This is a genomic window from Bacillus sp. FSL W8-0629 (genome assembly GCF_038593225.1).
In the GTDB taxonomy this organism is placed as follows: domain Bacteria; phylum Bacillota; class Bacilli; order Bacillales; family Bacillaceae; genus Bacillus; species Bacillus altitudinis.
In genome coordinates this window covers 1,274,335-1,297,528 of the sequence record NZ_CP151975.1, presented here as the reverse complement: position 1 = coordinate 1,297,528, position 23,194 = coordinate 1,274,335, and the positions used below count along the sequence as shown (strand labels likewise).

The following is a 23,194-nucleotide window of genomic DNA, read 5'->3' as shown; positions in this document are numbered from 1 at the left end:
GCGCTATATGCAATCTTTATTCAAAAAAGACTGTAAAACGTTACATTTTACAGTCTTTTGACTACATCAGTGTATGAAGAAATGCTGTTGCAATTCCAAAATAGATGAGTAAGGATAAAATATCATTCAATGTTGTGATCAGCGGTCCAGATGCAATGGCTGGGTCGACGTTTAATCTGTGTAAAATAATCGGCACGACCGTACCTGCCATCGTCCCAATAATCAGTGTTGCAAGAAGCGAGGAACCAACAACAAAACCTAAAATCATATTGCCCTGCCATACCATGGCAACGACCGTAATAATGATTGAACAAACAATCCCAATATAAATACTTGTTCTCAGCTCTCTGAAAATCAAGCGCATAATGGTTTTTTTCGTTAATTCTTCTTTTGACAATCCTCTAATGACAACCGCTAGAGACTGTGTCCCTGTATTCCCTGTCATACCTGCAATCATCGGCATGAAGAATGCTAAAGCAACAACTTGCTGCAGGGTATCTTCAAAATAATTTAAGATACTGCCTGAAATCAGCCCAATGAATAGGAGCAAAATGAGCCATGGAAGACGGCGATATGCCGCCACAAATGCCGGTGTGTCGAACGTGATATCTTTACCAGAGGCAGCAAACTTTTCATAGTCTTCTCCTGCCTCTTGAATCACAACATCAATGATATCATCGACTGTCACAATTCCGACTAAGACATTGTTCTCTTCTACAACAGGGATGGCAAGGAAATCATATCGCTCAATGAGCTTTGCGATTTCTTCCTGGTCTTGAAAGGCACCAACGGCAATGACTCTTGTAAACATAAGATCCTGCACTTTTTCATCCGGTTCACCTAAAATAAGATCCCTGTATGAGAGTACCCCTACAAGCTGTTTTTGATCATTTATGACATATAAGTAGTTGATCGATTCTGCAATTTCAGCAAAGCTTTTCAGCTTCACCACGGCATCCTGAACCGTATAATGCTGCGGAATCCAAACGTACCGATTGGTCATGATCCGGCCTGCTGTCTCAGCAGGGTAATTCATGAGAAGCTGGACGGCCTTGGATTCCTCTGCTTCCATGTTAGATAAAAGCTGATCCTTCAGCTCATCCTCCATCTCATCAAACAAGTTGGCTAGATCATCGTTATCCATTTTGTTTGTGACGAAGGTGGCTTTGTCTTTCCCTACTTTTTCAAGAACAATCTCTTGATATTCCCGCTCCAGTTCACCCATCATTTCCGTCACGTCATCAACTGTTAAAAAGCTGAGAAAGCGGCCGCGGTGTTTTTCTGGAAGCTCCTTGAATAAGTAGGCCATATCATAAGGCTGAAGTTCTTCCATAATGTTTTTAAATTCTTTACGTTTTCCATCTCTTAGTAAAATAATGATGCGTAAAATGAGTTCATCGTACGTAATGTTCTGTATCATCGCTGTTACCTCCCCAAAATCAGGAGACACCTGAATCCCTTAGATTGTGCGGGGGGTCAGGATCTCCGCTATCTGATGCGTCAATCTGATCTTTTGACATACTCTCTATGTGTCTCGAATCGGGATGATCCATCCCCACACCTCCTTTTCTCATAAAAAAGCACCTTCAACCGAATGAAGGCGCTTTGTAAGCATGACAAATAAACACTTGCTCCTTCAATCGTAGAGCTTTAGCACTGTATGGCATAGGATTCATCCAGCTGCATTAAAAATCACCTTATGTCGATGATTCCTGTTGACCCATTGGCGTCTTTGGACATTTTTGGGCAGCAGCGTATCTCCATACAGGAGCCTCACCTAACGAAGTCTCATATTGTTGACACACTGAGATTACAGAAAAAGCGCAATGATGTCAATAAGCAAGATGCCAAGTTTTCTGATGTATTCGCTTACTTTTCAAAAAAAGAGCGATAGACAAGTTGACCATCGCCCTTTCATGTCTTCTATTCCTCTTCTGGCTGATTCATATCCTCTTGGGAGAGGAGATGAAAAGAATCATGCAAAAACAAAGCATATCCTTCTCCATCAGGATGGGGAACATATTCCGCACGATCCATCGTCTGTTCTTCTTCTTTTTTCTTCATCATATTCTCTCGCCTCCTTTTCAGTAGTTTGTCCCAATGAAAAAACCTTACACATAAAAGTGTAAGGTTCAGCGAGTGCGTGCTGGTGCTCACGAATGTCAAATTCGCCCCGCGCCAGTACTCGTCCTTCCTAGGGCTGCAAAGGTTTTCTATCACGCTCAAAGGTTCATTTATACCTTAATCGTCCCATTCTTGCTTGAGGATTTTGCCTGTTTTAGCGGAAATCTCAAAATCAACTTCTTCGCCGCTTGGTGTCGTAATTTCAATTTCATACAAGTACACACCATTTTCTTTATCTAATTCTGAATCTGTGACTGTTCCTTTTACTTTTGCAAGGGCAATTTGTTCAGCCTGTTTTTTGGTGATTTTTACATTTTGTTTCTTTTCTTTGACTGGATCATTGAGCGCTTTGCCTGTTTTGGCATCGACATATACTTTATATTCAAAGCCGCCTTTTTTAATCTCGACCTCATATACCCATTTCCCTTTTTTACGCTCAAGATCTACATCATCTACATAGCCTTTCACAACTTTTAATGCTGCTTTTTCAGCCTGTTTCTTTGAGACAAATGAAGATTTCTTTTGCACCACTTGTTCGGCATTTGCCGTTTGATTGGTATTTTGCGCTTGAAGGGTGAAACCACCTGCGACAAGGGCTCCTGTGAATGCTGTAGCTACTAGTACTTTTTTTATCATATTTCATTCCTCCTCTGTTTGATTTCTCCTTTATCTTAAAAAAACAAGATGATAAAGGAAGGAAAGGAACATGAGAAAATCATGAGAAAATGATTAGTTTTCGTACGTAATGCCTTCAATATCTCCTGTATAGGCATTCACTAACACCTCTGCCTCTCTTCCATCCGGCAAATCGAGCTCTACCTCAAACACGAGCATTCCGCTAAAAGTTTCAAGATCTGCATCATCCACTGTGCCGCCCACTTCTTTTACGGCAATCTGAATGGCTTCTTCTACCGTTATTTTTGTCAGCTTCTTTTCTTTAGAGGTTGGCTTTTTCTTTTCTGCTTCAATCACCTTGAACGTGTCTTTCTCAACATCCACTTGATACAGTTCTTTTTTTGATTGAATCGTAAAGATAAAGCGATCCGATTTTTCTTTCTTTTGAATCACGGTACCCTTCACTTTTTTCACTGCCACTTCTTCTGCTTGGAGTTCGGCATTTTTCTCATTTGGTTTTTGATAGCTCTTTAACTGTTTCATCTCTTTCATTTGACCGCTTGAGGAAGATGCAATGATTTGATAGATGCCATTTGAATTTTCAAGCGTCAATGTATAGTCCTGTTTATGATTGATCAGATCAATATTTGTGATGTTTCCATTGTAGTCTTTTGCGATGATTTTTTTAATGTCTGCTTCGCTTAATATTTTTTGGTCAATGGTTTGAATCATGAGCATTGCAAAGGCCACAAGAATGAAAAGACATCCTGTGAGTGTAAGCAGCATTTTCATTTTTTTAGACATGCAGCGCCTCCTTCCTATTTCCTATTTTATAAGGAGGAAATGAGAAATTGATGAGAAAAGACCTACTTATTTCTGAAAAAGAATGGTCATCACGGTTCCTTCACCGATACGGCTGTCTACCTTTAGCTCAGCCCCATGCTCTTCAGCAATTTGCTTCGCAATTGACAGGCCAAGTCCAGTCCCGCCCGTCTCACTGTTTCTCGCTTCATCCACACGGAAAAAGCGGTCAAAGATTTTCGGCAGATCCTCTTCTTTTATGCCAATTCCTTTGTCAACAACCGAAATAAACGGTTTCTCTCCTGCTCGTCCGCAGTTCACATCAACTGGCTCTGCACTATATTTAACCGCATTATCAATCAAGATGGTCAAAAGCTGTTTGATCTTCTCTTCGTCTCCTTCAGCAATCACAGGCTGATCTGTTTGTACATGAGTAAGGATGGTTCGATTGGTTGCCACTTCAAGTGTATGGCCAACTTGGCTGCACATTTGACCAAGATCAACCGGCTTCATGTCCAAGTAAAGCGGCTGCCCATTTTTCGCCAGTGTGAGTAGTTGATCTGTCAGCCTTTTCATTTTTTTTGCCTCATCATGAATGGCTTGAGAGGATTCTTCTACGACCTCTGGCCGGCTTTGCCCCCAGCGTTTTAGTAAATTGCTGTAGCTCATGATGACGGTAATGGGTGTTTTCAATTCATGAGAAGCATCGTGCAAAAATTGCTGCTCTTTCTCATAATGTTTCTCGAGAATTTCGGCCATTTCATTAAAGGTTTGACCCATTTGATACAGTTCATCCTTTGAATCGCCTGTTAATTCAATTCGTTTAAATGCCTTTTCTCTCATACTTGCTTTCATCGTATTGGTCATTCGACTAATTGGGCGGACAATTTGTTTCGTTAAAATGTGGCCTGCAAAATAAGAAAGCACAATAAACAAAACGCCAGTAGCGATTAAAATCATTTTTAATAACGCCAAGTTCTCTTCTGTATTTTCAATTTCTTCATATACTTGCAGCGACACAATGTCCCCATTTGTCCAAATGACAGGGATAGCCGCGAACGCAATCATATGCTTATTGTATTCTTGAATTTCTGCTGTCTGACCAGATTCGTATGTAAAAGGAAGTGAGCTAAACGTAGATTCCTTCGTGACGGTCAGCTTTGATTCACCTTTCTCTGTGACGACACGGATCATACCATTTTGAGGCAGATACGCTTTCAGAAGCTCTGAAGATGGAAGCCCCTCTTCTTCTGACTTCTTTAGTGCAATAGCAATATTTTCAGCTACTTCCGACAGTCTGGACATATCTTTTTGCGTCAAGGTCATCGAAAAAATAAAATAAATCGCTGTATGAAACAGCAGCACCATTAAAAACAAGGACAACGATGTATAAAGCTGGATCTTATTTTTTAATCTCATGCTTTATCCTTTCATCACATAACCCACACCTCTCACTGTGTGAATCAATTGTTTTTCAAACGGGTAATCGATTTTTTTTCTTAAATAGCGAATATAGACATCAACCACGTTCGTGTCACCAAAATAATCAAAACCCCAAACAGCTGTTAAAAGCTGATCTCTTGTGAGCACTTGCTGCTGATGTTTCAATAAATGAACAAGCAAGTCATATTCTCTCGGTGTCAGCTCAAGCGTCTGATCGCCTCTTTGAATTTCTCTTGTTTTCTCATTCACCGTTAAATCTGCAATACTTAGCTCAATTTCCTTTTCCTCTTGCGCATTGTGATTGAACCTCAGCTGTGCACGAATTCGCGCTAATAATTCTTCTATGTCAAAGGGTTTTGTAATATAATCGTTTGCCCCAAGATCAAGACCGCTGACCTTATCGGGAACACTTCCTCTTGCGGTAATCAAAATGATCGGTGTTGCCGTATTTGTCTTTCGAACCCTTCTAAGCACTTCAAGTCCGCTTAATTCTGGAAGCATGACATCTAGAAGCACTAAATCAAAACTCTCCTCCTCGAGTGCCTGGAGTCCTTTCATCCCTGTATCTTGGACTGTGACCTCATATCCTTCATATTCAAGTTCTAATGACAGCACTCTTGCAATTTTCTTTTCATCTTCTACCACGAGTATCTTCCCTTTGTTCATCTCTATCTCTCCTATCTGAAAGGCAAGCTTGTCTTTCCATTATTATATGTTGCCTTTCTCCATTGGAACAGTCACAATCTTCATATCTTATTTTTCATGAATAAGGAATTGTTATGTAATATGGTTGATTTTTATTTTCAGCTGACCCTTTCACATTACAGAAATCAACAAAAAAAGCCTCTTTTCTGAGGCTGGTCCCTTACTTCTTTTTAGGTTGACTGACAAAAAGCTCATCTACAGTCGTATTCAAAACAGAGGCGATGTCAAAGGCTAATTGTAAAGTAGGGTCGTACTTATCGTTTTCAATGGCATTGATGGTTTGTCTCGAGACCTTACACCGTTTAGCAAGTTCTTCTTGGGATAATTTAATGGATTTCCTTAGTTCTCTTATATGATTTTGCAATTTAATCACCATATTTTTTTCTGTATATGAGTAATGTAACTAAATATATGACCGAAATCACAGTTAGGAACATGATGGGAGAAATCCCAAACCCCTTATCAGAATTGTTCCCTTGGGTCGTTAAAAATATAGACTCTGCGACTTCTAATAAAAGCATACCAATGACCACCATAAATGCATACGATTGAGCTTTTGAGTAGATAAATCTCTTTCTTTCATCACCCTTTTGAATCATGGGCGCGATAAAAATGAACAGTCCGACCACTAATAAGATGACTGAATACACAACTTTGACAACATCCAACGGTTAGTCCCCTCCCAATCAAAATGTCAAATACTTTTTACATTTCAATCATATCATCCGCTTAAAAAATGTCAAATACTTTTTACATTCTATATTCTTTCGATCATTATAATGAAAAAACAATTATCTGCACATGCCATGTACCTTTTTCTTTTCTGTCATCCTCTATCTCTTTATATGATTGTTTATTCGATCTGCCTTTTTTAGTTCTTTTCACCCATTTTCATCTGTACAGGTGCAAGCTCACTATGCAACATTTCATTCTTTTTCATATGATACTAAGAGTTTTCCTCAAAAGGTGACTTCTTTCGGCAAGATATGAGGAGAACTGCACAATAAATAATTATTTGATTATTTGAAAAATTATTACAATTGACCCTTTCCGATCAAACATTTGTTTTATACAATAACATTACGCAACCTGAATCTACTTTGAAAACAAAATAAGGAGGGCTTTCTTATGAAAGGTGAAATTCGCTTAATTCCGTATGAAGTAAAAGCCAATGTGATGGAAGCGAAAGAGACGCCGGAAAGTATTCAGGAGATTAAAGCACCCGAACTTTGGTCAAGTGGCTTCAAAGGAAAAGGCATAACCATTGCTGTCCTTGATACAGGTTGCGACACGGAGCATCCCGATTTAAAAGATCAGATTATCGGAGGAAAAAACTTTACCGATGATGACAATGGCGATGCTGAGAATGTAAAAGACTACAACGGGCATGGTACCCATGTATCAGGAACGATTGCAGCAACGGATCAAAATGGTGGCATTTTAGGTGTTGCGCCTGAAGCCAAGCTGTTGATCGTGAAAGTTCTTGGAGGGAAAAATGGCAGCGGGAAATACGAATGGATTATCAATGGCATTAACTATGCGGTTGAACAGAAGGTTGATATTATTTCCATGTCTCTCGGTGGGCCAAGCAATGAACCAGAACTACAAAAGGCCATCCAACATGCGGTAAGCAGCGGTGTGCTTGTTGTCTGCGCAGCAGGAAATGAAGGTGACGGAGACGAGCGTACTGAAGAGTTCTCCTACCCAGCTGCATACAACGAGGTCATTGCCGTCGGCTCTGTCTCTCTTGCAAGAGAATCCTCTGAATTCTCCAATGCGAATAAAGAAATCGACCTCGTCGCTCCAGGTGAAGACATTTTATCCACTCTCCCTAACCATAAATACGGAAGACTAACAGGCACTTCCATGGCTGCCCCTCATGTGAGCGGTGCACTCGCCATTATTAAAAATGCCGAAGAAGAAGCGTTCCAGCGTAAGCTGACAGAACCTGAGGTATATGCTCAGCTCGTACGAAGAACCCTTCCGCTAAAACAATCGAAAACCCTTGTAGGAAACGGGTTTTTATATTTAACTGCACCAGATGTGCTTCTTGAGAAAACATTGGAAGCAGAACTTTTGTCTCTATAGGTACATGTTAGGTCCTGAGAAAAGATAGAATTTTCTCAGGATTTTTTTAATTAAAATTATTCAAAATTTACTTTGACGAAATGAAGTGAACGTTATATAATCGAACACAATAAATTCATAGTTTGAGAGTCGGTAATTCGATCACACGTCGAATTTTAATTGGGAAGACCGGTGAAAATCCGGCGCGGTCCCGCCACTGTAAGTGAGGAGAGCTTTTCGTTAATAATCCACTGTCGTGAGGATGGGAAGGATGAAAAGCTTGCAGATTCACTAGCCAGGATACCAGCCGCTCTATCACATCAAACCCCCTACGGTTGATAGGAGATGTCGGAAAAGCGTTCGTCATTGATACTTACGCCTTCTTTCGCACACACATTTTGTCTTTTTAAACCAGACATTTGCCCTCATCAATCTTGACCATGAGTGTGAGTGTCTTTTTATATTTAGAGGAGGAATTGGAATTGACAATTGTTAAAACAAGTAATCTAGGTTTTCCGCGAATTGGTTTAAACAGAGAATGGAAAAAAGCACTTGAGTCTTATTGGAAAGGTCAAACTGACCGAGAAACCCTCTTAAGCACACTCGATGAACAATTTTTAGCCGCTATTAAAACTCAAATTGATCAACAAATTGACGTTGTTCCTTCTGGGGACTTCACCTTCTACGATCACGTGCTGGATACTGCCGTTATGTTCAATTGGATTCCAGAGCGCTTCCGCAGCTTGAAAGACCCGCTAGATACATACTTTGCGATGGCAAGAGGAACAAAAGATGCTGTCTCAAGTGAAATGACAAAATGGTTTAATACAAACTATCACTACATCGTTCCAGAATACGAAAAAAGCACAGAATTCAAACTCACACATAACAAACCGCTTGAAGCATACGAAAAGGTGAAAAAAGCGTTTGGTGTTGAAACAAAACCTGTCGTTCTTGGTCTTTATACATTTGTTTCTCTTTCTAAAGGCTATGAACCAAATGAAGTAAAAGAGATTCAGCAACGCCTAGTGCCGCTTTATACTCAGTTGTTAAAAGAGCTTGAAGAAGCCGGTGTAAAATGGGTTCAAATTGATGAGCCTGCTTTAGTCACAGCTTCAAGTGAAGACGTGAAAGCAGTAAAAGCCATCTATCAAACGATTAAAGAAGCTGTACCTGCCTTAAACGTTCTCCTTCAAACATACTTTGACTCAGTAGATGCCTATGAAGAGCTTGTGACGTATCCTGTTGAAGCCATCGGTCTTGAGTTTGTCCATGATCAAGGACGAAACCTTGAACAATTGAAAAAACACGGCTTCCCAAAAGATAAAATTTTAGCAGCCGGTATCATCGACGGCAGAAATATTTGGAGATCAGATCTAGGAGAAAGATTATCGTTTATTTCTGAAGTGATTGCTGACGTGCAGCCGAAAGAAGTATGGCTGCAACCTTCAAGCAGCCTGCTACATGTACCAGTTGCAAAACATCCGAGCGAACAGCTTGAAGATAAACTATTAAACGGACTTTCTTATGCCACTGAAAAACTGGCTGAATTAACGCTATTAAAAGAAGGCTTATCAAAAGGAGCGGCTGCCATTGATGCAGACATCCATGCAGCAAATGAAGCACTTCTGACGTTAAAAGAATTCGCGAAAGGAACGAATGCGGACCTGACAGCAGAGCGCAACAATCTTTCATCAAAAGATTTTAAACGTCCAGTTGCTTTTGAAGAACGACTACGCATTCAAAATGAATCTCTTGAACTGCCGCTTCTTCCAACCACAACAATCGGAAGCTTCCCTCAGTCAGCTGAGGTGCGCAGTGCTCGTCAAAAATGGCGCAAAAATGAGTGGACAGATGCAGAGTATGATGAATTTATTAAAAAAGAAACAAAAAGATGGATTGATATTCAAGAAGAGATTGGCCTAGATGTACTCGTTCATGGAGAATTTGAACGTACAGACATGGTTGAATACTTCGGTGAAAAACTCGCTGGATTTGCCTTTACAAAATTCGCTTGGGTTCAATCTTATGGGTCACGCTGCGTGAAGCCGCCGATCATTTATGGAGATGTAGAATTTACAGAGCCAATGACAGTGAAAGAAACGGTTTACGCTCAAAGCTTAACGGAGAAAAAAGTCAAAGGAATGCTGACAGGGCCTGTCACGATCTTAAACTGGTCTTTCCCAAGAACAGATATCTCTCGTAAAGACATTGCCTTCCAAATCGCTTTTGCTTTACGTAAAGAGGTAGAAGCGTTAGAAGCAGCGGGTATTCAAGTGATTCAAGTGGATGAACCTGCGCTAAGAGAAGGTCTTCCTTTAAAAGAGAGTGATTGGGCAGCATACTTAAACTGGGCAGCAGAGTCATTCCGTCTATCGACATCGTCTGTTCAAAATGAAACGCAAATTCATACACATATGTGCTACAGTAACTTCGAGGATATTGTTGATACGATTGAAGACCTTGATGCAGACGTGATTACGATTGAACATTCACGCAGCCATGGCGGGTTCCTCGATTATTTAGAAAAACACCCGTATTTGAAAGGCCTTGGACTTGGGGTGTATGACATTCACAGCCCGCGCGTTCCATCTGTTGAAGAAATGAGTAAAATCATTGATGATGCACTGAACGTATGTCCGACAGATCGCTTCTGGGTCAACCCTGACTGTGGACTGAAAACAAGACAAGAACCTGAAACCATTGCTGCTTTGAAAAACATGGTGACAGCTGCTGAAGTCGCTCGTAAAAAGCTAGCGCAGCACGCATAATGGACTCACTCTTCCCCTGCTGAACATTTGGCAGGGGTTTTTTATGCGCAAATTGTCCTGTTCAATCTCCTCCTACAATGATTCCTTTTCTATCATGATTCGTTTATACTAGAGAAGTCAGTCGAACAAAGGGAGGAAGACAATGAATCACGAAGCTTTTTTACAACGCGCAATTGATCTTGCAGTAGAAGGAGTAAATAGTGGCACAGGCGGCCCTTTTGGAGCGGTCATTGTCAAAGACGGTCAGATTATTGCAGAGGGAAGCAACAATGTCACAACGAGTAATGATCCAACTGCACATGCAGAAGTGACAGCTATTCGAAAGGCGTGCCAAACACTACATACATACCAATTAGAAGACTGTATTTTGTATACAAGCTGTGAGCCTTGTCCAATGTGTCTTGGTGCTATCTATTGGGCTAGACCAAAGGCCGTATATTTTGCCGCTGGACACAAGGATGCAGCGACTTCTGGTTTTGATGACTCCTTTATTTATGAAGAAATCAACAAAGAATACGAATCAAGAAACATTCCATTTTACCAGCTGACCCTTCAAAAAACCCTTGCTCCATTTGAAGCATGGGACACATACGACAAAAAGAAAGAATATTAAAAAAAGACACCTGCTCCACAGCAGGTGTCAGTAGATGCTTGAGAAAGGGCTAAATTTTAGCCCTTTTTTCTTTTCATTAGTCCGCCACTTCGAGCTCTACTTCGATGTTTCCTCTTGTTGCTTTTGAATATGGACAGAATTCATGTGCAGCCTCAACAAGCTCTTTCGCTTTGTCATGATCAAGCCCTTTAGCGGAAACAATCAGCTTCACGCCAAGTTTAAAACCGCCATCACTTTCATCTTTTAATAGACTGACATGTCCTTCTACTTCTGATTCAATTTCGACACCTTGCTTCTTGGCGACTTGTTCAAGCGCCCCTCCGAAGCAGGCCGCATAACCCGCTGCAAATAATTGTTCAGGATTCGTACCAGTTTCTCCATCTTTCTTTGCGTTTGGCATCACAATGTTGTGGTCAAGCACACCATCATCAGAACGAACATGTCCTGCTCTTCCGTGCTGTGCTTTTACTTTTGCAGTAAATAATGGTTTCATCTTGATCTCCTCCTTCTTCTACTTATACCTTTCACGTTCTATTCGTTGCTCAAACATTTATGGCACATTGAAGAATTTTTCATTTTTAATCTGTATTTATTTTAAAAAGGAAGAAAATCTTATACAATGATAAGTATGACAAAAAATAGTTGGTGACAGATATGACAAATGAATTTGAACATATGAAGCTGGAAAATCAGCTTTGTTTCTTGTTATATGCAAGTTCAAGAGAAATGACGAAGCAATATAAACCATTATTAGAAGAGTTAAATATCACATACCCGCAATATTTGGCACTGCTTTTGTTATGGGAGCATGGGACATTAAATGTGAAAACAATGGGAGAGCTTTTATATTTAGACTCCGGTACACTCACACCTATGCTAAAACGAATGGAACAAAATGGACTCATCATCCGTGAACGTTCGAAAGAGGATGAGCGTTCGGTCCAAATTCGTTTAACAGAATACGGAGAAGCTTTACAAGAGAAGGCCACTTCGATTCCATTTCAAATGCTGTCTGGAACAGGCAGATCAGAAGAAGAGCTGAAAACACTTCGCGCTTCTTTACATGAGCTTCTGCAAAAATTAACACAATCAAAAGGCTGAGGGAATATTCCCTCAGCCTTTTTTTGATGTCTATTATTGAGCGACAGCTACTAATTCTACTTCAATGTTTCCTTGCGTTGCTTTTGAGTATGGGCAAACGCCGTGTGCTTTATGAACAAGTTCATCAAGTGCAGATTGCTCAATTCCAGTTCCTTTTACTTCTAATTTAACACCTAGTTTGAAACCGCCGTCTGAACTGTCTTTGATTAAGCTTACATGTGCCGTTACTTCACTTTCAAAACGGATACGCTCTTGTCTTGCGACCATTTGAAGGGCTGAATCAAAACATGCAGAATAGCCCGCTGCGAATAATTGCTCTGGATTCGTTGCTTTCTCAAGCTTTTTCGCTCTTGGCGTTCCTGGCATTGCTACATCATGCTCTAGTACACCATCTGTTGACACAACCTTACCTTCTCTTCCTCCTACAGCTGATACCGTTGCAGTAAATAAAACTTCTGACATGAATATAACCCTCTTTCGCTCTATTAATATTTTCTACAATTGAATTGTACACAATTTAAATTCAAGAGTCAATGAAAAACACTCACTTTCATCTTTCCTCCATTTTTTATTTTTATGAATGTGCAACCTACGATGATTGAAGCGGTCAATAAAAAAAGCCCTTTAAAAAGGGCTTTTCAGATCGTGATATGCTGCGGATTCGGTTTTTCTAGCGTATGGTTTCTGTTATCGGGGTCGGCATTAGGTGATGTGATCCATAATGCCAAGATCGTGATGCTTGTACAGACGACTGCCCATTTTTTAAAATTCATATAAACAATCCCCTCTCTGAATATAGATACGAGCATGTTCCGCTTCCCCATAGAACATGGAAGATTTTTCATAATCCTCCATTTCATTATAATACTTTGCGGTGTCTAAAGCCAGCTCTTCTATATCTGGATATGCATAGGAAGATTCTAAAAAATGGAAAATCCGTTTAATATGCTCTGCATCTTGTCGTAAGTACAACGCTTCTAAAAAAATGGTCTTCTGAATATGAATGTCATCCTGCAGAGCTTCTGCTCGTTTCATACATTCTTCTCTGTAATATAATGCTTCATCGTTTTTACCTTGTTTGTATAAGATCTGAGCGGCTGTATAAAGAGGGTCTATCGATCGACGAAGATGATCAGATTGGTTTTGATCAAATAATGAGATGGATTCTTTCATTAAGTCGAGTGCGCGGTTCAAGTCTCCCATTCTGTAATAGCTGTTGCCCATATTAAACAAAGAAGAAGCAATAAAACGCACATTCTGAAAGTCTCTTGATCTTGCAAGTGCTCTTTCGAGATGTGGCAATGCCTTTTCATGCCTTCTCATATCATCATAATTACCGGCTACAATAAATTCACACTGAATGGTACGAAGCGCATATAGTTCGTGCTGAATATAGACATCCAGCGCTAGTTTGGCATGGTGCATCGAAATGTGTGTTTGTTTCATGTGATAATATATTTCTGACATTTTAAAATGAAATTCTGCACGTTCAATATCGTCGGATACAAAAGAAAGCTTATGCTCTGCCTTTTGATAGGACGATATGGCAGCAATGTACTCTCTCCGGCCGAACTCATACATGCCTCTGAAGAAATGATAGTAATATTCAAGCATGCCTGTGACATGCGTTTGATGCTCATCTATTTCTTTCGAAAGCTCGGAAAAGTTGGCGCGAAGCTTTCCTTCCTTTAATGGCTTTAAATAATCGAGCATGACCTCATGCCTGAATTCCATTAAAGAAAAATAGAGAAGCAAATTCTGATCTTCTTCCATTGAATCAAGAGAGGTGCGAATTTCCTGCTTTAACTGTTCTGCTTGTTCTGAATCAAATCTGCGGATTAATTCATACCACTTGTTGATTTTCACTCCAATATCCGAAGAGGGAATGATTTTCGCCATACGTTGCCTTCTCCAATCTTCTCAAAATATAAAACATTACCATATTTTATCATACTTGACCGAAGAAATACAAAAATGAAAGGAAAAAGAGAGCCTTGTGCGATAAGACTCTCTTTTTGGATGGGTTATTCTCTTATTTGTCCTTGACCACGAATGACAAATTTTTCAGAGGTTAGGGCTGGCAGACCCATTGGTCCTCTAGCATGCAATTTTTGTGTGCTAATGCCGATTTCCGCTCCGTAGCCAAATTCAAAGCCATCTGTAAACCGGGTAGATGCATTATGATACACAGCGGCAGCATCAACGGCTGTTAAGAAAAGTGCCGCATGCTGCTCGTTTTCCGTAATGATCGCTTCAGAATGCTTAGAGCTATACATTTGAATATGCTGTATCGCCTCTTCCATGGTCTTGACGGTTTTAATACTGACAATCGGCGCTAAAAATTCCGTTTCAAAATCAGTGGTCGTCGCTAATGTGGCACTAGGTGCAAGTGCACATACTGCTTCATCGCCCCGTATTTCTACACCATGTGTCTGAAGTGCTTCAAAAAGCGAAGCGCCATGTTCTTTTGCCCATGTTTCATGAATGACAATGCTCTCAATGGCATTACAAACAGATGGTCTTTGTGTTTTCGCATTCAGAACAATTTGTTCAGCCATTTCTTTTTGGGCTGTTTCATCAATGTAAATATGACAATTCCCTGCACCCGTCTCAAGTACTGGAACAGTAGACTCTCTCACAACAAGATCAATTAAATGTTTCCCGCCGCGTGGAATAAGGACATCTAGATAGTCATTTAAAGTGAACAGGGTTTTAGCCGTCTCACGGCCTGTATCTTCAATCAATTGTACACTGTCTACGGGAATATCCGTTGGTTGCAGCGCTTCATGAATGACTTTCACAATCGCTTTATTACTATGAATGGCCGATGAACTTCCTCGAAGAATCACAGCATTTCCAGTTTTCAAGCAAAGAGTGGCCGCATCGACTGTCACGTTTGGTCTTGCTTCGTAAATCATCCCAACCGTTCCAAGAGGCACACGTACTTTTTCAATGAGAAGCCCGTTTTCTTTTTGAATGGTCTCTAATGTTTCACCAATTGGGTCTTTGAGCTGAATGAGTTGATGCGTAGCGTCTGCAATCGCTTCAATTCTCTCTTCTGTTAATGTAATTCTGTCGATCACAGATGGCGTGAACTCTTTGTCTATAGCCGCCTGAACATCTTTTTGGTTTTCGGCAATTAAATAAGCTGAAGATGCTTTTAATGCTTTTGCAATAGCGTCTAATGCAGCATTCTTTTGTTCAGTTGTTTTTAATAGCAGCTGATCTTTGGCTGCGCTTGCCTTTTTTGCTTTTTCTAGAACTTCATTCATCGTTTTCCCTCCTCAGTTTTGTACGTGCTGAACCCAGTGATCTCGGTGAATGACTTCAGGTTTTTCATGAGAAAGCTCATGACTTCGCATCCCTTTAATGCCAAGAAGCTCATCTGAATCATACAATGTTTGTCCTTTACCGACTAATCCGTTTGGACCAACGACTTCGACGACCTCTCCTTTAGAGAATTCACCAGCTACATCAATGACACCAGCTGGAAGAAGACTCCTTCCATTATGCAAAATCGCCGCCTCTGCCCCCGCATCAATCATGATCTTCCCAGAGACTGGTGAGTGGAATTGAATCCATTGGCGACGGTTATTGACTGATGATAAGTCTTGTTCACCAATATATGTGCCGTCCCCTTGACCAGCGAGAATGTGAAGAAGCTTGTCTTCCCCTGTACCTGTGCCAATGAAGACTTTAACGCCAAGGGAGAGAGCTGTTTGTGCAGCTGAAAGCTTAGATTTCATCCCGCCTGTTCCAACCTTTGAACCCGTACTCTTCGCATATGAGAACAATTCATCTGAAATGTGAGTCAGCACATCAAACCGCTTCGCATCAGGATTCTCATTTGGATTGGCATCATAAATTCCGTTGATATCTGTTAAAATGATCAATTGGTCTGCATGAATTAAGCCACTGACCAGTGCTGATAACATGTCATTATCACCAAAGGTAAGCTCCTCGATGGACACAGAGTCATTTTCATTAATGATCGGTAAAATTTTTCTTTCGAGCAGTTCCATCATCGTTGCGTAAGCATTTCGATATCTTGTACGATCTGAAAAGTCATTACGTGTTAAAAGCATTTGTGCAGGCGTCATCTGAAACTGTGAAAATAGTTCTGTATATTTCTGCATTAACAAACCTTGACCAACAGCAGCAGCAGCCTGCTTCCCTTTTAAGGTCACAGGTCTTGACGGATATCCTAAACTGCCAAATCCCGCCGCAACGGCACCTGACGAAATGAGAATGATTTCATGGCCTGCCTCTTTTAGCTTTGCGATGGCTTTGACATGATCCTGCATTTTTTGTTCATCAATGGCTCCCTTTTGCTCTGTTAATGAACTGCTACCAATTTTTATGACGATCCTTTGCTTTTTCATCATTGATTCCCTCCGCTATACCTTTCACCACATAAAAAATCCCTTTTTCTCCTTATGTAAAGGACGAAAAAGGGATTTTCCGTGGTACCACCTTCATTGAATAAGCATACGTCTGCTTATTCCACTCAACTCCTGTAACGCCAGGCATGCGCTTAGATTTTTCCTCTAAGGCTCAAAGGGTAGGTTCAGCAGCTGTCTGCGGCAAATGTTTCAGCGTATCATTTGCTCTCTTTACACAGCAGGTCCTGCTTACTATTCCTTCTCAACGCTCGTTAATTTTTTTATATTATCACCAATTGCTTCAGAAAAGTCAAGCGGTCAATTAAACACAATCGTTTTATTCTCATGAACAATGATTCGATCTTCCAGATGCCATTTGACAGCTCGGGCAAGCACACTGCGCTCAATCGTGCGGCCAATATTTTTTAATGCCTCTGCATCATCTCTATGATCTACCCGCTCAATATCCTGTTCAATGATTGGCCCTTCGTCTAAATCATTGGTGACATAATGGGAAGTCGCGCCAATTAATTTGACTCCCCGCTCGTATGCCCGCTTGTATGGGTTTGCACCGATAAACGCTGGCAGGAAGGAATGATGAATATTAATGATTTTGTTCGGGTGCTGTTCGATAAAGGCTGGCGTCAAAATTTGCATGTATCTAGCAAGCACAACCGCATCAATATCATATTCTTCTAATAATGCAAGCTGTTGTTTTTCTGCATCTTGGCGAATGTCTTTATTTGCTTTCACGAAGTGGAATGGAATGCCGAGTGCTTCGACTGTATCTTTTGCCGTTTCATGATTGCTGATGACAACCGCTATTTCAGCCATTAAATTACCGCTTTGCCATTCCCATAAAAGTTCATGTAAACAATGAAGCTCTTTGGACACAAAGATTGCCAGCTTTTTTAGATCACTTGCACGCGACATGCTCCATGTCATGTGAAATGATTGCGCAATTGGCTCAAAACTGCTTTTCAGTTGATCTAAGTTGGCAGAAATGTCTTTCCAATCAAATTCAATTCTTAAAAAGAACCGGCCGCTCTCATGATCTGTTGTGTATTGACTAGATTCAATGATGTTTGCTCCATGTTCAAATAAAAAAGTAGAAACAGCTGACACAATACCAGGCTGATCCGGGCAGCTGACTAAAAGCCTTCCTTTTTGCTCATGCTTTTGTCTGTGTAATTCAAGTTTCTCTGTAATCAATGTTCTCATGTCTTATGACCTCATTTACGTTTTTCATTCTAATGAAATATTATACTGGACTGGAAAGAGAAAAAGCAATTAAGCGGCGTATTTTTTATTGAATATTCATTCAATTCTGCACCTGGCGTGATATAATATGAATAGACCTTTTATCACAAAAGGAGTGATGGAGATGAAAAGCATGACTTTGTTTGGTAAAGTGAGCTTTTGGCTCGGCATCGTATGTCTAATCACGGGCATTTATCTATTTATGACCGGAGAAAGACTCATTCCTTTACTTACATTTGGTGTATGTTTTCTGCTTGTGAGTCAGCTTTACCGCAAAAATGAAAACGATTCCAATCATCATTCGATGTAGCAAAAAGGCTGGCACATGTTTGCCAGCCTTTTCTTATTCAATGATTTTCAACCCGACCGCTGCTGATAAAATGAGTGCGATAAAGAAAATACGTTTTGCGTCTTTCGACTCACCATAAAACAGCATCCCAACAATCGCTCCTCCAGCTGCTCCGATTCCTGTCCAAATCGCATACGCCGTTCCCATCGGAATTGTATTCATCGCAAGAGACAGCATCAGAAAGGAAAGCGAAAAGCCAGCTGCTATGAAGAAAATCCATTTGACATGGCGATCTTTCTGGAATTGATTCATCATGGTGACACAAAGCATTTCTAAGATGCCTGCTCCAATGAGTAAAAGCCAGCTCACGATTCAGCCTCCCCTTTCTTTTCACCTGTGGTCAATTTGAGTCCTAATACACCGCTTAAAAGCACCATGATCAAAAGTAATTTTACTAGCTGTACCGGCTCACCCATGACCATCCCTACTATGACCGTACCGGCTGTTCCAAGTCCGGTGAAAACGGCGTAAAGTGTGCCAACTGGAAGTACAGTCGTGGCTTTCAGGAGTAAATAAAAGCTGACGACAATACAAACGATGGTTGCGCTCCATTCCAATATAGAGCCGGCATATTTCAACCCCATTACCCAGCCGACTTCAAATACGGCTGCAATCAAAACATTTCCCCATTTCATTCGATCTCTTCCTTTCTTACCGATTCCAAGCAATAAAAAAAGCCCGGAAATCGATCGTTTGATCAAATCTCCCGGGCTTTTATCCCTCCGTGTCCATACGGTCTATTGTCTAGACCCTATGTGTTTTCTCTCGGTCCAGACTGCGCTGCCCGCACGGAACCCTAGAAAACCAATTCATGATAATCAGATCTAGCATACAGCCGATTCTGTATGAAAAAGTGTATCACACCCTGATATGCCGGTCTACCACTTTGCTTTTTCCCTTCAAATATACTTGTTCATTTTTCGAAAGAAAGTGGATGAAAGCGAAGTATACTAAATGTTAGAAAGAGGAACGACCACATCACTGATATAATAAAACAAGAGGTGGATCAAATGATGATGACCGACGAACAAAAACACGAATTTTATCAAGCACTTGTTGATAAGAATCCGCAATATGATGGCACGTTTTTTGCTGGTATTAAAACAACCGGCATCTTCTGCCATGCCACGTGCACTGCTAGAAAACCAAAATATGAGAACTGCGAGTTTTTCTTTACAGCAGAGGAGGCACTGCTTGCAGGGTATCGGCCGTGTAAGCGATGCACGCCTTTAACATATCCTAACAGCATTCCAGAAGAAGTCAAAACACTTGTATCAGCAGTTGAAGAGAGTCCTGAGAAACGGTGGAAAGAAGAAGATTTTCGCCAATTAGGGATTCACTCTGCAACAGCTCGGAGAAAATTCAAAGAAATCTATGGAATGACCTTTGTTCAATATGCTAGATCACGCCGAATGGGGCTAGCGTTTAAAGAGATTCTGAACGGAAAAAAAGTCATTGATCAGCAAGTCACCTTCGGTTACGAGTCTTCCAGTGCCTTCAATGACGCCTTTACGAAAATCATGGGGAATCCACCCAAAAAGGCGCAAGTCAATATTTTGCATGCGAATTTTATTTCTACTCCGATTGGGCGGATGATGAGCATTTCAGATGCAACCCATGTGTATTTGCTTGAATTTATGGACAGGCGAGGATTAGAAAGAGAAATTGAGAACATCAGAAAAAAACATCATGCCCGTATTTTAGTTGGAGAAACAAACGTCCATCAGCAATTAGCAAAGGAATTGGCCTTATATTTTGAAAAGAAACTCACGCAGTTTACTGTGCCACTTGCTATACATGGCACCCCTTTTCAGAAAAGGGTATGGGATCTTCTATTACAGATTCCGCCAGGCGAAACGAGATCGTATCGAGATCTTGCCATCATGCTTGGCGATCCCCATTTGGTTCGGGCAGTTGGAAATGCAAATGGTGCCAATCAGTTGGCCATCATCATTCCTTGTCACCGAGTCATTCAAACAAGCGGTGAACTTGGCGGATACGGCGGGGGAATCGAACGAAAGAAATATTTACTTCAGTTAGAACAGCGTCTATAAAAGAAAAAGCGGCTCTCCTTATGATTCAAGCGAGCCGCTTTTTCCGTCACGAGTAACACTGTAAACATCAATCATTTGATCCCATTTTGAAATGGTTTTTTCTTTTTTCATCCCCATTTTCATTGCGACCTTGACTGACGCTTCATTGTCAGGGCGAATTAAGCTGACCATTCGCCTCACCTTCATTTCGTCAAAACCATACGCAAGACAGCCTTTTGCAGCCTCAACAGCATATCCTTTTCCCCATGCCGATCTCTTTAGCATATAGCCAATTTCAAGCTCTGTTTGTCCTTCGACGTTTTGGAGAACAATTCCGCTTTGACCAAGTGGTTCCTTCGTTTCTTTTTCTTCAATGATCCACAGGGATGTATGAAATGTGCGGTCATTCTTTTGATTCCAAGCAATCCACTCTTTTGTCTGCTTTTCATCCTTTAGTGAAGGATAATACTTCATGACCTCTTCATCTTGGAACAGCTTTTCATATAAAAAAGGCGCATCGTCTTCATCCATTGTTCTCAGTCTGAGGCGCTCTGTTTCAAGCACGATCCGTGTTTGATGTGTCATTTGTTATCCTCTCTCCCCTGCTTACTTGCTAAAAATATCTCCGAACAACCCATTTGAATCTGGGGCAAAGTAATGGAACCCCGCACCCGTTAAACTAGCAGCTAATGCGGTCCACATGATTAAACTGACCGTCATCCACACAGTGACTTGTTTTCTTTTCGTACCGAAGCTCATACACATAAAAGCCGCTAAATGACTGCCAATAATAAAAGGACCAATAAGTGCCAGACCAGGGAGACCGTACCGTTCCCAAACCTTTCTGGCTTTCAGCTGTTTTTTCTCTCCTTTTTCATCATGTTTCTCCTCTTTCCTCTTCAGCCACCACGCTTTAAATCGGTCCACGAAGACGATGAGTAGCAAGACGGTAAGAAAGTTGCCGACGAATCCAATAACTGCCGTTGTCACAGGATGCAGACCACTTAAAATCCCCAGCGGAACGACACCAACCACTTCAAAGAAAGGTAAAGCAGCCAATATAAAAACGAGTACATACCCCCATACAATATCCAATCACAGAACCCCTTTTCATTTTTGTCCTCTTCTCATTGTAAAGAAAAATGTGATCCCATATCTACATTTTTTTAGAAAAAGAAAAGCACATCGCAAGTGATGTGCTCTATCTACATTAAATGTTCATTTTTCTTGTTTGTTTTCTGTAAAAAAGCGATTGTGAGCAAGACTAAAATCACAATGGATACCAGACTTGTGAAAAGAAGTATCAGAGGTGATGTCCATCCAAGCCATTCGAATAGGAGTTGCGGTCCAAAGAAGATCAACGGAATGAGCGACATCATATTCGCCTTTAATATGGCATTCAATAAGACAATACACAGCAGCAACAGAAGAATGACGCCCCATCTTTGGCTCGAGGTCAGCACAAGTAAAGGAGTACCAAGTTTTTGGTCCAATAATTTCACTGTGATCAAGGCTGTCATCTGAAAAACACCTAATATCCAAAAGTAAAAGAATGCCCTCCCGCTTGTTTGAAAGGCAGAAGCTCTAAACATCACAATGGTCATGATCACATTGGCCACTATGATTAGCGGATAACCAATGAGTGCATACCAAGAATACGATAAACTTTGACTGATGGCATCTGCTAACATCATGTAAAAAAGAGATCCAATTAAAAAAGCACTGACAAACGGAACCCAGTCTTTATGATTTCTAGAGAGCTCTTTCGCTAGCTCGTCAGCAAAGCCCCGTGGATCTCCGCCAAATACATCTTCCCCTGTTTTCCCATCTTTCTCAGCTTCGACAGCGTGTGTCGTTAATTCATCCATCACTTCGTCGATCTCGTCCTGATTTTTCCCTTTTGATATGAGATAGAGTTGCAGCTCTAATAAGATATGTCTCGTTTCTTTTGTTACCATCTTCTCACTTCCCTTTATGTAATAATCGCTCTACATTCCCTGACAGCTCATTCCATCGCATGGTAAAATCCGTCAGCGCTTCTTCGCCTCTTTGTGTGAGCGTATAGTATTTCCTTTTCGGTCCACTCGCCGATGCTTTTGTGGACGTATGAACCAGTTGTTCTTTTTGCATGCGCAGCAAGATCGGATAAATACTGCCTTCACTAATTTGATCAAACCCATAGTGAGCAAGCTTCTTTGTCATTTCATAGCCATAAATTTCACCTTCAGAAATAATCGACAGCAGGCATCCTTCTAAAATTCCTTTTAGCATTTGTGTTGATTGTGTCATCATCGATCCTCCGCTTTCAGTACCTTGCATGACAAGATAGTTTGATCTTACCACACACTATCTTGCCATGCAAGATACCGACTCAGAAAAAAATCACCGCTTAAAGGGTGATTTTTACGCCCAAGGCTTATCCGTCCCAAGTGCGTCAGCCAAAGCTTTACTATGCTTCCGGCGGCTTTTTCTTTCCTCTGCCCGCTGCTTCGCTGTTTGATGAAGCATGATTTCTTCCTCTGTTTCCGGCATGACTTGTGGAACTCGTTTTGGCTTCCCGTTTTCATCAAGCGAGACAAAGGTAAGAAATGAAGTTGCTGCGAGTCTGCGCTCTCCAGACATCAAGTTTTCCTTAATGACTTTGACGAATACTTCCATAGAAGATGTGCCGACCCATGTCACATAAGATTCTAAGCAGACGGACTCTTTCTGTCCAATCGGCTCTAAAAAATCAACTGAATCCATTGATGCGGTGACTGTTTCACTACGGCTGTGTCTTGCTGCCGAGATGGAAGCAATGTCATCTATATAACTCATTAATTTCCCACCAAATAACGTTTGGTGGTTATTCGTATCGAGGGGGAATACCCTGCTGGTTTTCACAACTTTCGATTCCTTGCAGTATTTGAAATTTTCTTCACTCATCGTCA

General features: G+C 40.9%; 28 protein-coding genes, 3 riboswitches and 1 other annotated feature. Of the genes, 6 read left to right on the top strand and 22 right to left on the bottom strand.

All coding sequences use genetic code 11. The features are described from left to right. Positions 1-61: 61 nt before the first annotated feature. The 8 genes from mgtE to NSQ17_RS06580 form a co-directional block, all read right to left on the bottom strand. Positions 62-1,420, bottom strand: coding sequence for a magnesium transporter (mgtE, locus tag NSQ17_RS06615; protein WP_007498785.1), 1,359 nt, complete (start codon positions 1,418-1,420; stop codon positions 62-64). 208 nt (positions 1,421-1,628) lie between these two features. Further along, positions 1,629-1,792: riboswitch (M-box (ykoK) riboswitch) on the bottom strand. 131 nt (positions 1,793-1,923) lie between these two features. Continuing rightward, positions 1,924-2,067, bottom strand: a complete 144-nt coding sequence (locus NSQ17_RS06610) for a hypothetical protein (RefSeq protein WP_008346168.1) — start codon at positions 2,065-2,067, stop codon at positions 1,924-1,926. Between the two features lie 174 nt (positions 2,068-2,241). Continuing rightward, positions 2,242-2,760, bottom strand: a complete 519-nt coding sequence (locus NSQ17_RS06605) for a PepSY domain-containing protein (protein ID WP_008346169.1) — start codon at positions 2,758-2,760, stop codon at positions 2,242-2,244. A 93-nt stretch (positions 2,761-2,853) separates the two neighbouring features. Beyond that, a complete protein-coding gene (locus tag NSQ17_RS06600) occupies positions 2,854-3,543 on the bottom strand; it encodes a PepSY domain-containing protein (protein ID WP_041507401.1) in 690 nt (229 codons plus the stop codon). A 66-nt stretch (positions 3,544-3,609) separates the two neighbouring features. After that, positions 3,610-4,959, bottom strand: a complete 1,350-nt coding sequence (locus tag NSQ17_RS06595) for an ATP-binding protein (protein WP_100324919.1) — start codon at positions 4,957-4,959, stop codon at positions 3,610-3,612. A gap of 3 nt (positions 4,960-4,962) precedes the next feature. Next, a complete protein-coding gene (locus tag NSQ17_RS06590) occupies positions 4,963-5,649 on the bottom strand; it encodes a response regulator transcription factor (RefSeq protein ID WP_019743445.1) in 687 nt (228 codons plus the stop codon). Between the two features lie 199 nt (positions 5,650-5,848). Beyond that, positions 5,849-6,064, bottom strand: a complete 216-nt coding sequence (locus tag NSQ17_RS06585; RefSeq protein WP_169476040.1) for a helix-turn-helix transcriptional regulator — start codon at positions 6,062-6,064, stop codon at positions 5,849-5,851. After that, positions 6,054-6,356, bottom strand: coding sequence for a hypothetical protein (locus tag NSQ17_RS06580; RefSeq protein WP_041092341.1), 303 nt, complete (start codon positions 6,354-6,356; stop codon positions 6,054-6,056). Before NSQ17_RS06580 ends, NSQ17_RS06585 begins: the two co-directional genes overlap by 11 nt. Before the next feature lie 460 nt (positions 6,357-6,816). On the opposite strand from NSQ17_RS06580, the gene NSQ17_RS06575 reads away from it, so the two are divergent. From NSQ17_RS06575 to NSQ17_RS06565, 3 genes are all read left to right on the top strand, one after another. Next, positions 6,817-7,776, top strand: coding sequence for a S8 family peptidase (locus NSQ17_RS06575; protein WP_007498796.1), 960 nt, complete (start codon positions 6,817-6,819; stop codon positions 7,774-7,776). A 113-nt stretch (positions 7,777-7,889) separates the two neighbouring features. Continuing rightward, positions 7,890-8,082, top strand: a riboswitch (cobalamin riboswitch). A 155-nt stretch (positions 8,083-8,237) separates the two neighbouring features. Further along, positions 8,238-10,526, top strand: coding sequence for a 5-methyltetrahydropteroyltriglutamate--homocysteine S-methyltransferase (gene metE / locus NSQ17_RS06570; protein WP_342467968.1), 2,289 nt, complete (start codon positions 8,238-8,240; stop codon positions 10,524-10,526). A 142-nt stretch (positions 10,527-10,668) separates the two neighbouring features. Beyond that, positions 10,669-11,139 carry a nucleoside deaminase gene (locus NSQ17_RS06565; protein ID WP_008346184.1) on the top strand — a complete coding sequence of 157 codons (471 nt, stop codon included), beginning with the start codon at positions 10,669-10,671 and terminating at the stop codon, positions 11,137-11,139. Positions 11,140-11,215: 76 nt separating this feature from the next. On the opposite strand, the gene NSQ17_RS06560 is transcribed toward NSQ17_RS06565, so the two are convergent. After that, complete coding sequence (locus NSQ17_RS06560; RefSeq protein WP_039170286.1) at positions 11,216-11,632, bottom strand: organic hydroperoxide resistance protein; 417 nt, start codon at positions 11,630-11,632, stop codon at positions 11,216-11,218. A gap of 161 nt (positions 11,633-11,793) precedes the next feature. Between NSQ17_RS06560 and NSQ17_RS06555 the strand changes: the two genes are divergently transcribed. Continuing rightward, on the top strand, positions 11,794-12,240 hold the full coding sequence (locus NSQ17_RS06555) for a MarR family transcriptional regulator (RefSeq protein ID WP_008346188.1): 447 nt from the start codon (positions 11,794-11,796) through the stop codon (positions 12,238-12,240). 33 nt (positions 12,241-12,273) lie between these two features. Here the strand turns inward: NSQ17_RS06555 and NSQ17_RS06550 are convergent, their stop codons facing one another. From NSQ17_RS06550 to purU, 6 genes are all read right to left on the bottom strand, one after another. Then, positions 12,274-12,702, bottom strand: a complete 429-nt coding sequence (locus tag NSQ17_RS06550; RefSeq protein WP_007498801.1) for an organic hydroperoxide resistance protein — start codon at positions 12,700-12,702, stop codon at positions 12,274-12,276. Positions 12,703-12,878: 176 nt separating this feature from the next. Continuing rightward, entirely contained in the window at positions 12,879-13,013 is a 135-nt protein-coding gene (locus NSQ17_RS06545; protein ID WP_008346190.1) for a hypothetical protein, read from the bottom strand. Continuing rightward, positions 13,003-14,139: a Rap family tetratricopeptide repeat protein gene (locus NSQ17_RS06540; RefSeq protein ID WP_024719625.1), complete on the bottom strand. Its 1,137-nt coding sequence runs from the start codon at positions 14,137-14,139 to the stop codon at positions 13,003-13,005. The genes NSQ17_RS06545 and NSQ17_RS06540 overlap by 11 nt, the downstream gene beginning before the upstream one ends. Positions 14,140-14,264: 125 nt before the next feature. Continuing rightward, a complete protein-coding gene (locus tag NSQ17_RS06535; RefSeq protein ID WP_041092333.1) occupies positions 14,265-15,512 on the bottom strand; it encodes a glutamate-5-semialdehyde dehydrogenase in 1,248 nt (415 codons plus the stop codon). A gap of 12 nt (positions 15,513-15,524) precedes the next feature. After that, complete coding sequence (gene proB / locus NSQ17_RS06530) at positions 15,525-16,622, bottom strand: glutamate 5-kinase (protein ID WP_039168848.1); 1,098 nt, start codon at positions 16,620-16,622, stop codon at positions 15,525-15,527. A gap of 56 nt (positions 16,623-16,678) precedes the next feature. Continuing rightward, positions 16,679-16,897 (bottom strand) — a binding site (T-box leader). Between the two features lie 43 nt (positions 16,898-16,940). Continuing rightward, positions 16,941-17,843: a formyltetrahydrofolate deformylase gene (purU, locus tag NSQ17_RS06525; RefSeq protein WP_007498809.1), complete on the bottom strand. Its 903-nt coding sequence runs from the start codon at positions 17,841-17,843 to the stop codon at positions 16,941-16,943. Positions 17,844-18,006: 163 nt separating this feature from the next. Here purU and NSQ17_RS06520 point away from each other — a divergent pair, with 163 nt between their 5' ends. Beyond that, on the top strand, positions 18,007-18,192 hold the full coding sequence (locus NSQ17_RS06520; protein ID WP_024719622.1) for a hypothetical protein: 186 nt from the start codon (positions 18,007-18,009) through the stop codon (positions 18,190-18,192). A 33-nt stretch (positions 18,193-18,225) separates the two neighbouring features. Here the strand turns inward: NSQ17_RS06520 and NSQ17_RS06515 are convergent, their stop codons facing one another. Both NSQ17_RS06515 and NSQ17_RS06510 read right to left on the bottom strand, forming a co-directional pair. After that, the gene (locus NSQ17_RS06515) at positions 18,226-18,540 is read right to left on the bottom strand and encodes a multidrug efflux SMR transporter (RefSeq protein ID WP_017367096.1); all 315 of its coding nucleotides are present in this window, start codon (positions 18,538-18,540) and stop codon (positions 18,226-18,228) included. After that, the gene (locus tag NSQ17_RS06510; protein WP_024719620.1) at positions 18,537-18,866 is read right to left on the bottom strand and encodes a multidrug efflux SMR transporter; all 330 of its coding nucleotides are present in this window, start codon (positions 18,864-18,866) and stop codon (positions 18,537-18,539) included. Before NSQ17_RS06510 ends, NSQ17_RS06515 begins: the two co-directional genes overlap by 4 nt. 66 nt (positions 18,867-18,932) lie before the next feature. Then, positions 18,933-19,042: riboswitch (guanidine-I (ykkC/yxkD leader) on the bottom strand. Positions 19,043-19,241: 199 nt separating this feature from the next. On the opposite strand from NSQ17_RS06510, the gene NSQ17_RS06505 reads away from it, so the two are divergent. Beyond that, entirely contained in the window at positions 19,242-20,285 is a 1,044-nt protein-coding gene (locus tag NSQ17_RS06505; protein WP_024719619.1) for a trifunctional transcriptional activator/DNA repair protein Ada/methylated-DNA--[protein]-cysteine S-methyltransferase, read from the top strand. Positions 20,286-20,303: 18 nt separating this feature from the next. Here NSQ17_RS06505 and NSQ17_RS06500 read toward each other — a convergent pair whose 3' ends face one another. The 5 genes from NSQ17_RS06500 to NSQ17_RS06480 form a co-directional block, all read right to left on the bottom strand. After that, a complete protein-coding gene (locus NSQ17_RS06500) occupies positions 20,304-20,849 on the bottom strand; it encodes a GNAT family N-acetyltransferase (RefSeq protein WP_041507405.1) in 546 nt (181 codons plus the stop codon). A 21-nt stretch (positions 20,850-20,870) separates the two neighbouring features. Further along, a complete protein-coding gene (locus NSQ17_RS06495) occupies positions 20,871-21,359 on the bottom strand; it encodes a small multi-drug export protein (RefSeq protein WP_007498817.1) in 489 nt (162 codons plus the stop codon). A 110-nt stretch (positions 21,360-21,469) separates the two neighbouring features. Then, complete coding sequence (locus tag NSQ17_RS06490; RefSeq protein ID WP_342467967.1) at positions 21,470-22,222, bottom strand: hypothetical protein; 753 nt, start codon at positions 22,220-22,222, stop codon at positions 21,470-21,472. 4 nt (positions 22,223-22,226) lie between these two features. Then, positions 22,227-22,553 carry a PadR family transcriptional regulator gene (locus NSQ17_RS06485; protein WP_017367090.1) on the bottom strand — a complete coding sequence of 109 codons (327 nt, stop codon included), beginning with the start codon at positions 22,551-22,553 and terminating at the stop codon, positions 22,227-22,229. 114 nt (positions 22,554-22,667) lie between these two features. Then, positions 22,668-23,189: an acyl-CoA thioesterase gene (locus NSQ17_RS06480; RefSeq protein WP_008346212.1), complete on the bottom strand. Its 522-nt coding sequence runs from the start codon at positions 23,187-23,189 to the stop codon at positions 22,668-22,670. Between the last annotated feature and the right edge of the window lie 5 nt (positions 23,190-23,194).

Excerpts from the sequence above, each read along its gene's own strand:
- mgtE (WP_007498785.1), bottom strand. The coding sequence starts at position 1,420 with ATGATACAGAACATTACGTACGATGAACTCATTTTACGCATCATTATT.
- NSQ17_RS06610 (WP_008346168.1), bottom strand. The coding sequence starts at position 2,067 with ATGATGAAGAAAAAAGAAGAAGAACAGACGATGGATCGTGCGGAATAT.
- NSQ17_RS06605 (WP_008346169.1), bottom strand. The coding sequence starts at position 2,760 with ATGATAAAAAAAGTACTAGTAGCTACAGCATTCACAGGAGCCCTTGTC.
- NSQ17_RS06600 (WP_041507401.1), bottom strand. The coding sequence starts at position 3,543 with ATGTCTAAAAAAATGAAAATGCTGCTTACACTCACAGGATGTCTTTTC.
- NSQ17_RS06595 (WP_100324919.1), bottom strand. The coding sequence starts at position 4,959 with ATGAGATTAAAAAATAAGATCCAGCTTTATACATCGTTGTCCTTGTTT.
- NSQ17_RS06590 (WP_019743445.1), bottom strand. The coding sequence starts at position 5,649 with ATGAACAAAGGGAAGATACTCGTGGTAGAAGATGAAAAGAAAATTGCA.
- NSQ17_RS06585 (WP_169476040.1), bottom strand. The coding sequence starts at position 6,064 with ATGGTGATTAAATTGCAAAATCATATAAGAGAACTAAGGAAATCCATT.
- NSQ17_RS06575 (WP_007498796.1), top strand. The coding sequence starts at position 6,817 with ATGAAAGGTGAAATTCGCTTAATTCCGTATGAAGTAAAAGCCAATGTG.
- NSQ17_RS06565 (WP_008346184.1), top strand. The coding sequence starts at position 10,669 with ATGAATCACGAAGCTTTTTTACAACGCGCAATTGATCTTGCAGTAGAA.
- NSQ17_RS06560 (WP_039170286.1), bottom strand. The coding sequence starts at position 11,632 with ATGAAACCATTATTTACTGCAAAAGTAAAAGCACAGCACGGAAGAGCA.
- NSQ17_RS06555 (WP_008346188.1), top strand. The coding sequence starts at position 11,794 with ATGACAAATGAATTTGAACATATGAAGCTGGAAAATCAGCTTTGTTTC.
- NSQ17_RS06550 (WP_007498801.1), bottom strand. The coding sequence starts at position 12,702 with ATGTCAGAAGTTTTATTTACTGCAACGGTATCAGCTGTAGGAGGAAGA.
- NSQ17_RS06545 (WP_008346190.1), bottom strand. The coding sequence starts at position 13,013 with ATGAATTTTAAAAAATGGGCAGTCGTCTGTACAAGCATCACGATCTTG.
- NSQ17_RS06540 (WP_024719625.1), bottom strand. The coding sequence starts at position 14,139 with ATGGCGAAAATCATTCCCTCTTCGGATATTGGAGTGAAAATCAACAAG.
- NSQ17_RS06535 (WP_041092333.1), bottom strand. The coding sequence starts at position 15,512 with ATGAATGAAGTTCTAGAAAAAGCAAAAAAGGCAAGCGCAGCCAAAGAT.
- proB (WP_039168848.1), bottom strand. The coding sequence starts at position 16,622 with ATGAAAAAGCAAAGGATCGTCATAAAAATTGGTAGCAGTTCATTAACA.
- purU (WP_007498809.1), bottom strand. The coding sequence starts at position 17,843 with ATGAGAACATTGATTACAGAGAAACTTGAATTACACAGACAAAAGCAT.
- NSQ17_RS06520 (WP_024719622.1), top strand. The coding sequence starts at position 18,007 with ATGAAAAGCATGACTTTGTTTGGTAAAGTGAGCTTTTGGCTCGGCATC.
- NSQ17_RS06510 (WP_024719620.1), bottom strand. The coding sequence starts at position 18,866 with ATGAAATGGGGAAATGTTTTGATTGCAGCCGTATTTGAAGTCGGCTGG.
- NSQ17_RS06505 (WP_024719619.1), top strand. The coding sequence starts at position 19,242 with ATGATGATGACCGACGAACAAAAACACGAATTTTATCAAGCACTTGTT.
- NSQ17_RS06500 (WP_041507405.1), bottom strand. The coding sequence starts at position 20,849 with ATGACACATCAAACACGGATCGTGCTTGAAACAGAGCGCCTCAGACTG.
- NSQ17_RS06490 (WP_342467967.1), bottom strand. The coding sequence starts at position 22,222 with ATGGTAACAAAAGAAACGAGACATATCTTATTAGAGCTGCAACTCTAT.
- NSQ17_RS06485 (WP_017367090.1), bottom strand. The coding sequence starts at position 22,553 with ATGACACAATCAACACAAATGCTAAAAGGAATTTTAGAAGGATGCCTG.
- NSQ17_RS06480 (WP_008346212.1), bottom strand. The coding sequence starts at position 23,189 with ATGAGTGAAGAAAATTTCAAATACTGCAAGGAATCGAAAGTTGTGAAA.